Annotated in this window: 11 protein-coding genes; all 11 read right to left on the bottom strand. The window is 41.7% G+C overall.

Features of this window, described 5'->3' with window-relative positions:
- Positions 1-242: transglycosylase SLT domain-containing protein (locus tag ACFIO3_RS04880; RefSeq protein ID WP_375608824.1), on the bottom strand; the 242-nt coding region annotated here is incomplete at its 3' end.
- On the bottom strand, positions 235-2,349 hold the full coding sequence (locus ACFIO3_RS04875; protein ID WP_375608825.1) for a glycine zipper family protein: 2,115 nt from the start codon (positions 2,347-2,349) through the stop codon (positions 235-237). The genes ACFIO3_RS04880 and ACFIO3_RS04875, both read right to left, overlap by 8 nt.
- A gap of 5 nt (positions 2,350-2,354) precedes the next feature.
- The gene (locus ACFIO3_RS04870; RefSeq protein ID WP_375608826.1) at positions 2,355-3,809 is read right to left on the bottom strand and encodes a hypothetical protein; all 1,455 of its coding nucleotides are present in this window, start codon (positions 3,807-3,809) and stop codon (positions 2,355-2,357) included.
- A gap of 7 nt (positions 3,810-3,816) precedes the next feature.
- Positions 3,817-4,653 carry a hypothetical protein gene (locus tag ACFIO3_RS04865; protein ID WP_375704149.1) on the bottom strand — a complete coding sequence of 279 codons (837 nt, stop codon included), beginning with the start codon at positions 4,651-4,653 and terminating at the stop codon, positions 3,817-3,819.
- A gap of 1 nt (position 4,654) precedes the next feature.
- On the bottom strand, positions 4,655-5,080 hold the full coding sequence (locus ACFIO3_RS04860; protein WP_375704148.1) for a hypothetical protein: 426 nt from the start codon (positions 5,078-5,080) through the stop codon (positions 4,655-4,657).
- Positions 5,080-6,537, bottom strand: coding sequence for a hypothetical protein (locus ACFIO3_RS04855; protein ID WP_375704147.1), 1,458 nt, complete (start codon positions 6,535-6,537; stop codon positions 5,080-5,082). Before ACFIO3_RS04855 ends, ACFIO3_RS04860 begins: the two co-directional genes overlap by 1 nt.
- A 1-nt stretch (position 6,538) precedes the next feature.
- Complete coding sequence (locus tag ACFIO3_RS04850) at positions 6,539-7,246, bottom strand: hypothetical protein (protein WP_375704146.1); 708 nt, start codon at positions 7,244-7,246, stop codon at positions 6,539-6,541.
- 10 nt (positions 7,247-7,256) lie between these two features.
- Positions 7,257-7,637, bottom strand: a complete 381-nt coding sequence (locus tag ACFIO3_RS04845) for a hypothetical protein (protein WP_375609772.1) — start codon at positions 7,635-7,637, stop codon at positions 7,257-7,259.
- Positions 7,638-7,648: 11 nt separating this feature from the next.
- Positions 7,649-8,029, bottom strand: coding sequence for a hypothetical protein (locus ACFIO3_RS04840; protein ID WP_375608812.1), 381 nt, complete (start codon positions 8,027-8,029; stop codon positions 7,649-7,651).
- Positions 8,030-8,051: 22 nt separating this feature from the next.
- Positions 8,052-9,179 carry a N4-gp56 family major capsid protein gene (locus ACFIO3_RS04835; RefSeq protein ID WP_375608811.1) on the bottom strand — a complete coding sequence of 376 codons (1,128 nt, stop codon included), beginning with the start codon at positions 9,177-9,179 and terminating at the stop codon, positions 8,052-8,054.
- 88 nt (positions 9,180-9,267) lie between these two features.
- Positions 9,268-10,155 carry a hypothetical protein gene (locus tag ACFIO3_RS04830; protein WP_375608810.1) on the bottom strand — a complete coding sequence of 296 codons (888 nt, stop codon included), beginning with the start codon at positions 10,153-10,155 and terminating at the stop codon, positions 9,268-9,270.
- Positions 10,156-10,170 lie beyond the last annotated feature (15 nt).

Below are 10,170 nucleotides of genomic sequence, written 5' to 3'. Positions count from 1 at the left end.
AGCGTCAAGCGCCCCATGGCATCTGCCGCTTGCATGGGGTCAAAACGGTCTTGCAAACCATATTGTTTGGCTGTGCTGTCTATAAATTGATACAACCCACCCGCCGAAGAACGGGGATTTCTTGCATTCGGATTGCCGCCACTTTCCACTTGCGCAACACGGTATAAATAGCTTTCGGGCAAACCATATCGCGCTGCCGTCTGCCGTATCGCTTGATCAACTGAAGGGTTATATCTAGCCATAGATTTTGCTCCTTGCAAATCTGCCCACTTCTCCCATCAGTGCCGAAGAAACAAAGTGCCAGAAACGTTCATTACCAATTCCTGCTTTATGTAATCGTATAAATCTTTGTACCATTTGAGCAACTTCCTGCTGGTTCATACCCTTAACGCCAAAAGTTGCTAACTTTGCTATATCCCGTTCAAATATTTGTCTCTCTTTTTGAGGCAATTTTCTAATCGTATCAGATAAAATATTTTGAGTAATTTTTGCCCCAGCACGTGCTGTACTAACTTTTCCATACGGAATATGAACACCTGTTAAAGGAGAAGCCTCTGGCGTTCCTTGAAATGGCTTTAGTGCTCTTTGCGCCGCATCTTCATAGATTTTTTCATCATCTACAGCTTTCCTAAACGCTTTAATGTTTTTAGGATTTAAAGACCTGCTAAGATTTTTAGACACGCTACCCGTTTGTAAAATATTCGAAAGTGTATTAACAGGGCGGGTTTTTTCTAATACGTCATCAATATAATCTCGTATCCCTACGCGATAAGTATTGAGACCATCCGGCATAGCTCCTTTACGAAGACCTTCTGCAATCCCCTCTCCAGATACATCTCTTTCTGCAATTTTTTTGCCTTGGCTTATAGCTTCTGCAAAGCCTTTGTATTTTGCTGCGCTACTCCGAGCTGCTTTATAAGTAGGGGAAATTTTATCCGTTATTTTTACCAAATTGTTCTTCAAAATTTGATATGTAGAAGCCCCTTCTTCATCACCAAGCTTTCGATTCATTCTGATTAAAACATCAAGGGATTTCTTGCTTCGATCTAGTAACTCCATTGTAGGTTTATAATTGATATGGCTAAACTCTTTTGCATAGAATCGTTGAGGTATTGCTGTGCGGGGGTCTCTTTCTAACTTTTTGACAGCGTGCTTAAGAGCGTCTTGAAATCCTTCTTGTTTAAAAAGCCTATTAAGAGCTGGATAATATCTTTTTTCTATTGGAGTACGATAGGCTTGTGCATAGAGAGGACCATGTGCTTCTTCCCCTTGCTCTTTAAGCAACCTTTTTAAAACTTTTGTATCTTGAAGAGGTGTAATGTTTTCATCTGCCGATTGACCAAGGCGCTGAACTGCTCCCTGCATCCGTCCTTCATGGGCTCTTTTCAAAAGTTCAGAAACACGCGTATTTGTTGTTCCCATATTCGCAAGGGATACTTCTAAATTTGGACTGATATCTGTCAAAAATGCATGGCGTGGCGCACTTGTAAGACGCTCCGCAACATTCTCAACACCATCATCATATAATGTTTTTGCAACTTCTCTGACTACTTTAGTTTGAACTTCCTTATGAGCAGGATTAAAATGCCTTCTTACAAAAGGCGCTGTTTGCATGCTTCTTAACGCTTTATTCAATCCTGAAGAAACAACGGTACCAGCAAGAGAACCAACAGGACCAGCAACTGCTCCAATCCCACCACCAATCCCTGCCGAAGCAAGGCGATCATAAAGACCATCTCCCGCACCAGAACCATGCAAAGCGCCAGAACCTGCTCCTAAAACTGCCGCCTTACCAAGATTTCCAAATGTTGATGCCGCAGTACCTACTTTCAAAAATCTAAGCGCAGGGACAAGTGAAAGTGCTGTTGGTAAAATCGAACCAGCAATATAAGCACCAGAAGACAACCATGGATATTTCTCTTCCAAGGCTTTTTGGTAAGCGCGTTCCTTGGCTACTCTTCTGTTATAAACCTCTACTGCTTTCTTATCACCACGCCAATAATCCGTAAAACCTGCTTCATTCGCCGCTTGTATCTCATCACTATAACCTGCCGTGAGACCAGATATACCATGGCTTCTAACAGCATCCCACCACGTAAGATCTTTATCATCAAATGAAAAATCATCTGTTGTAGGTTGTTGTACTTGATTATCTTCAACTGCTACAAAAGATGAAGTATTCGGAATGGTGTCAATTAATTTGTATTTTGTTAGCCAATCCGGTATAGGTTGAGTTTTATTGTCACCCAAATCCGTAGCATTTGAAGTATTTGGAATAGTATCAATTAATTTATATTTTTTAAGCCAATTCGGTATCTGGTTACTGTGTTTTTTTAGAGAAGACGTCATACAACTTACCTTTCATAAATCCTTATCCCGTCGTGAGTACGAACGGCAAATTTTGATCCTTTAGGAAGTTTTTGTACCTCTTCATTTGTAGTAATGAACGATACACCTGCATACTTTCCCGTAAGAGTTGGCGAATCTATAGAATGCTGTGCGAGACTTCCAAATGCTTCATCCACATCCGCAGCTGTTATGTTATCATTAATCAAAATAGCTAATTGTGCATCTGTTGCTTTGTTATAAATCTCTTGTAAACGTTGCAAATTCTTTATGAGCTCTTTAGGAGACAAACTCTGTTGCAAAGCAGAATAAACATTTTCTAATTTAATACCTTCCTTCTCAGTTAATTGACCCAATCCAGAAGCACCATTCGGTGAAAGAGCTTTAATCCTATCTAATCTATGGAGCATCGCTCCACCTCTGATAGATTCTAGATGATCTTTCAATCGTGATGCGGGTGTGTCCCACAAATACTGTAAAAATTGACCAATTGCACCAGTGGATGCTTTAGGATTTTTCTTAAGTATATCGAGCGCTTCCTTTATCGTTTGTGATGTACTCTCTCTCATAATTTTAGCGTCTACTATTTGTAATTTTTTCAACTGCTCACGCTTTTGTATATCATCATATGCCTTAGAACCCTTGATAACCTTTGCTTCCCACTCTCCAGTCTTATGATTGAAAACGAGATGATAGTCGGGAGAAAGTCTAGGTTTATCAGAATTTGTTAGCATCGCACTAAGCATTTGAGGATTCCTTGCCATAATAGCAGCTTCTTCTTCACTATAGCCTTTGGACTTTAGATACTCGACAGTCTGGTTAACCTGCCCTCTTTTTTCTCTTTCCATATCACCACGACGAAGATTCATAGCTGCATTCGCTAAACTTTGTGCTATCGTTCCATCTGATAATGCATAACCAATCCCATAATCTGATAATCTTTGTAAAAACTCAGGACTACGCAAGTAATCCCAAAAACTCTGTTGAGAACCAGCATCTTGGTGAGGAACAGTACTCTGTTGTGGCTGTGCAAACTGCTGTGGTTCTACAGGTGAAATCGGTTCGGGTAACTGAGACCGCTTTGGTTGCAATGATGCCAAATCTGAAGTTTCAATTGCATTAGGCAAAGGTTCCATATCCTTCGATAAATCTAAAGGGTTTGGTTGTGAACCAAAGGTCGCTACTGGTAAAGAAGGAACTGAAGACGGTACATCTGATTTTCTGCCTGCCGATCTTAAAGACGAACTTACATCTGGTAAAGGTGAAGTATTTTTAGCTAAACCTAAAGGATTTGATTGTGAACCAAAAGTTGCTATAGGGGAAGAAGGGGTTAAATAAGGTAAATTATTTGCCTGTTGTTTGGCGTCTTCTAGATCGTTGAAACGTATACGTGGTACATATTGGCTCATTACATGCATAGACTTAAGAAGTCTTGATAAAATGTTATCGTTACTATTTTGCATAACTACCTCACTTTTTTCCTGCAAAACCAGAAATACCAGCTAAAATCCCTATAGCGTTCTTCCAAGGGTCGTTACCATGCATCTTAGATTCTGACATATTATTCGTCGTCGTACCGTAATTTCTTGCGAAGCCATGACCGGCGTTCATAAGCATATTCAACCTATTCCAACCGCTATTGTCTTGTTCCAGCCAACGTTCTCTATTGGTATCAACAAGGCGTTGATTGTGGGCATCAAGCACACCTCCACCTTGTATGGCATTGGAATAGGCATTCCCATAACCCTGTAAGAAGTTATTTGAGGCGCCCAATTGATTTTGATTGGCTTGGTCTATCATGGCATTGGCTTGCATCATGCGGTCTGCATCACGATTAAATTGCTCTGACATAGCACGAGCGTATATAGAATCTCTTCCTTTCCGCATTTCCTCTCTATGATCAGGAGTTGCATAACGACCAATCCCTGAGAAATATCGGTTAATTTGAGTGTCTGAATCATCTAATGCTTCTTGAAGTGCTTGTTTGAAATACGAATTTTCTCCCATCATACCACCAGAAGCTATATGTCGAAGATTCATGGCTGCCGACGTTGGATTATAGATTGTATTCATCAAAGAGCGATTTTGATAATGATGAGGAATACTTCCAAGACCACCAATTCCATAGCGCGTTTGATAACTTAACGGGGCAACACGAGGTCCTCCATACACATTACCACCCATCCCTGTATCATACATTTGATACGCATCTGCACCCCCACGCTTAAATACATTCTCCATCCAAGTGGGAGGGGCGCTTGTTTGTACCTGCTTCTGTTCTGTCGTTGCTGGTCTACTGCTCCCCATGTCACAATTCCTTCCTATAATAAAGCATACCTATGCCATAACCTTGTTTGTTCAGTGCACGTTTCCATCCCAAGCGACCCAAAATCTCCATTTCAGAAGCCCCATTCTCACGCGCCCAATCCTCTACAAATGTCAAATTATCAACTTGATCAAGAACGCCCTTGCCACTACATTCACAAATCAGAGCGCGCTTCTTTCCTAAAACTGTCTGCTGTATCTGGGTCGTGAATGCCGCTAAAAAGCGCTCGTCATCATCCAAAACAAGCCATAACTGTTTCTTGCCACTGCAAATCGCTTCAAGGAGCTCTTGCAACGTGATTTCATGTTTAAAACGTTCCACATACTCTCTAAAAGATTCAATGATGTCTTCCAGATAAGGCGCTATACGCTCCACATCCCAAGACGTGGTCAAAAAAACTTTTGCCATTACCCTCTGCCTAAAGGACGTAAATCCACATTAAACCCTGTGATATGGTTCCAATGAACGCCTTCAGGAATACGCAATTTAAAGCGGTGATAACGATTGCGCGAACGACCATGATAAGCACCCGTAAGATAAGAACACACCCTCTCCTTGTGCCATGTGATCGGCGTCTGATCATTACGAAGCCGACGTTCCCCTATGCTTAAAAGACCTTGCGTCGTATCAACTTCGGCAAACATTTTCGTGATAAAGTTAAAACTTCCATCTGGTGCTCCCAATTCTTGCGAAACAACCGTTGCCTCCATCGGTGCTCCCGTAAACATAACAAGCCTATTTTCATCATCAAAAGCACCAAGCATGGGGGCGCCACTTTGCCAACGAGGGCTGTCTAAAGAAGCCGGTAATGTCTCAAGATTGATCGAGATCTCATCTAACTGTTCTAAAGTATAACCTGTCGTAAATACTGGAAACAACGTGAAAGGTTTTCCCTGTAGCGTCGACCATTTCTGCAAGCCCCAATCATAGACAAAGGTCGTTTGCTCGTTATTGCCTCTTTTTAAGGACCAGTAAATCCGGTTATCAATGGGATCTATCACTCCTTGCATCTCATCAAGAGCAAATTTATCAAAAGTTTTAAAAACCGTTCTATCAACTTTCTCAAAGCCTATCGGCAAAAGTTGACCATCAGCACTGATCTGATAAAAGCCACCATCACCAGCAAAAAAAGCATCACTCCCACGACACGCTATAGAGGCTGCACTGCGGGATCCACGCTTGTCTTGAAGCTTTTGAAAAATAAAGGGGACTTTAGAGCCTAGCGTAAAACAACCAGCATAAATAGCAGAACGCAAAAAAACGAGGGGATTGCTCGATTCCGTTGCCCCTTGAACATATTCTCCATCATTAAAATTATGATAATAACAATCTTTATCACCTACCGTCCAATGAGTTGCATCATTCAAACCCGACCAATGGATGCGATTGGGATGATCTGTCAATTGCATCAAACAAACAAAATCACCCCAAACCTTGACCAATCCTGCTTTCGGGGGATTGCCTCCTAAATCTTCAAACCGTTCAGAACTACGAACCTTGAAAACTTGCGGTTTATCATTTTTGTTTACCGCAATAATGGCTTCGCCAAACAAGGCGAACGACCATCGATTATCCTCATGCGCTTGATAGGTCACACCACTTTGGCTTATATCCTTCCAACCCTTCGTTTGACTATCATAACTGTAAAGCTTTTGCTTGCCTCCTACGATTATCTTAACACCATTGCCACTTCTAAACGCTATTGAACCCAAAGGCTTTTCTTCTAAAGGATGAGACACAACCATTGCACTAGGCATGGGTATGTAACCGCCATCTGCCGGTAAAACATTCACAAGTGTATCCGTAAAGCTACCGTTAACGATCGCAACATCTGGTCTGTAATCAGCGATTGGAAAATAAACCATCTTAAAAATCCGTCGGTATTATTCGCGTGACGTTATGACGTTGAGACGTCTCTGTACGCAATTCATGCAATTGCTCGTTAAAGTCATTGTAAGCTGCCGTTGCACAATCGGGGTCTTTCAAGATATTCTTGTAAAGTTCGTATTTTGCACGCGCCTTAATCAAATCAAACGCGTGCACAAACCATGGATGCTCCTCATCAACACTCTCTATATCTGATAAACGCAATGGAGAGAGAATGAGTTGAATCTGATAGGCTCTATCCGGCGTGGGATAAAGATGTAATTTCCTATCAAAATAACTGTAACAAACCGGCGTTCCTTGCTGCTCTGATGATAACAAAGGCTCTAAAGAAACATGATCCTTACACTCCAATGCAAACTTATGATGTTGATCAGAACTCAGATAAACGTTTTTGATTTTAACAGCTGTTTCAATAGGGCGGGTAGTGCTTGCATCATAAACACCTTGTCCCGCCCGTGTCTCAAACACCACATCACGGCTTTCGTTAAAGTAAAAGGTCTCCCGTTCACAAAAACGAATGGCTGCAAAAATGCTTTCTTGGATTTGATGAACATACTCATCCGCTATGTCATCAATCTCATCTTGAATGACCGACACCAAGTGCGAAAGCGTTCTTCTATGACGATAAACATCCTGTTTTGCCGGTATTGGTCCCCCCGTCTTAACCCGAATATAATGACGCGTCATTAGACTTCTCTTAACAATTGGTCACAAATTCAACGACTATACTTGCTTGACCTGCTTGGACTGTCTTATCAGCTTTAGCATAAAGAGTAAGTTCTTCATCATAAGGGACAAATTCCTTTTGATTGCTAGGCTTAACCTCTTTGACTGCCTGCTGTTTGATTTCTGCTTCCCCAAATTCAGTCCCGCCAGCAGTGCTGCCTATTTTTACCTTCGTGTCCGAAAATGCTGTCTTGACATACACTTTAATTGAAGTAATCAAAGCACCACGAGGGAGGGTACCTATCTTCATCACCTTTTCTTTATCTTCATAGCTAAAATTAAGCCGCAAAAAGCTTACCTGCTGCGTATGAAGATTTCTCCCTTGCAAGGGCTGTGGTAAATAATCTGCCATGTCTTATCCCCTCAATGATTTGTCACAAATTGCACAACCACAACACACTCACCAGCATCAGTGGTTTTATCTCTTGTTGCATAAAGGGTCATTTCTTTATCCTCTGGAGTAAAAACCTTTTGGTCTGTTGGTGTAAAATCTTGCGTATTTTGGGCTTTGATATCTTTTTCGCCAAACTCATTGCCGCCATAAGTGCTGCCAATCTTCAATTTCGTCTCAGAAAACGCTGTCTTCACAAACGCTTTTATCGACGTGATCAAAGCACCACGGGGTAATATCCCGATTTTTTCTGTGAGATGCTTCTCTTTATGCGAGATATTCAAACGTAAGAAACTCACCTGTTGGGTGTGAAGATTTCTTCCCTGTAATGGAGGGGGTAATTGATCTGCCATGTCTTGTTTTCCTCCTTAATAATTACGCTGCTGCTTCACCGCTGTAGGTAGGAATAACAATCGTTCCAAAATCTTGCGCTGTCTGCGCACTATTGGGCATTTGGAAACGGGTTTTCTTCATTCCTATCAAAGTCTTGGCGGCTACACCAAATTCACGTTCATAATCAAAATATTCTTCTTTGAGGGTGTAATTTGTTGCACTATGATTTTTCCCAAAACCTATAATCGAACTCTGTGCTCCTAAGAACACCGCACGACGCACACTCTTTACCGCTGTATTATTTGTCGAGTTTACACCATGGGTGACATGAATAGCTTCGCGTAAAACAACACCATTATACATGCCAAGAGAACCATCAAAGATTGGGTTCTTTGCACGAGAGGTCGCATAAACCGATTTTTGAATATCTAACCACTCACCAACTGCTGTATTGGTTCGCAATTGCATGACTTGCGTTGGATGCAAATAGAGAACATAAACATCATCACCATTGACATGGACTGGAGAAATTTGCGGATTGGCAAGTTTGGCTTGTTTAACCGCTTCATCAATCAATTTAAGACTAAAGCTATGTTTGGCTTTATCATTAAGATCTTCATCCTTGGTTTTCCCATCGGGGCGGATAATCCGTTCACTGCTTGGTGCCATGATTTCATTAAAGCCATAATGAACCGGCTTAATATACACTTCTCGACCATCAACACTGATCGTACGAGCTGTATAACCACATACCTGAAGAAAGAACATGATGCTTAAACGATTGGCATACCAGCGAACCAAGCCTTCTTTCGCTTTCTTACGCAAATTCGGGAGAATTCTCTGTTGGTCAATCGAGTCATCATTCGCTACACGTGCTGCATGTAAAAGCTCGTTAATCACCAACCGATCATTCATAAATTGAAGCGCTTCTTCATTGCCCTCTAAGGTTTCGCCTTGTGTGACACCGTCCCCAAACAGATTGACCAGCAGACTAAACGTAACGCTATCCCCTGCACTCTTATGGGTTTCGTTGTAAAGCTGGATAATGCTGTTCGAACTTTTGCCAATCAGAGGAGCAATTTTTGTCGCTTTCAAAACTTCATTGCTTAATTTCTGTGACCACAATTTCACCGATTGCGGATCATGGGGTCCTATATGTGTTGTTGCCATTGATTTCACCTTTCTTTGCTGTAAAAAAACCGGCTTTAAGCCGGTGGAAAACCCGCATCAAGGCGGATTATGTTGTAAAACTTATTGCCTAATCAGGGTCTGCACCCATAATTTCATAAAAACAGGCTTCATTCTTCGGATTTGATATCCAAGCATTGAATTCTTTCTCAGACATATTCGCAAGTGTTTCTTTGGTCATAGGACCTGTACTCCCCCCTCCTCCAGATGCTGTTAAGGTTCTCGCAGAATTCTGCCGGCTTTGAAGCGCTGCTACTTGATTATTGGCTTGCACTGCTTGGTTCTGATAACCAAGATTTTGCGCTATCCTATAAAGCTCTTCTGCTGGATTAACCCCCTTTTGGGCGCAAGTCGCTACAATCGTACGCAGTTCATCCCCTATAATCGCATCTATCGTGCTCTTTTGCGCATAAGTCGGATAAACAGAAGACCAAGCACTTAATTGCTTTGCACGCGTCTCATAAAGAAAATCTGCCGCCGCATCAAAATCACTGTATTTATCTTTAATTGATGTAACAGAACTTTCTAAAAACTGGTTCAAATGTCCATTAAATTCATGGGATTCAATAGCTTGCCTTTGAACATCTTGTTGTGCACGAATATACGCATCTTGCTCTTGAAGCTTTTTTCCCATCCAACCCATGTAGCCAATAATGTCTTGTGTAGGATCTGGAGGTCCGCCTTCACCTTCAACCATTGGCGTCTGAGATTGAGGTTCATAAAACTTGACAAGCGCTTCACGGGCTTGTTGAGCTTGTTGTTCTGCACGTTGCCGATCTATAGGAACGATTTCTGAAGGCTTTTCAACGGGCTCTGCAACCGGTTCTGGAGGTGTCGCATCATTATTCTCAACCGTCTCGACCTCATAATCGTTCTCAAAAGAACTCCCATCATCTTCAAATACCGGTGCACCAACCCTATAATCTTCATTCATAGCTTCGTTCATTTCTGCATTCATTCTTTCACCTCTCTC

Source organism: Bartonella sp. AD328YNZD, from assembly GCF_042196425.1.
The sequence above is the reverse complement of the archived record's forward strand: the minus strand, read 5'-3'. Positions and strand labels throughout refer to the sequence as shown.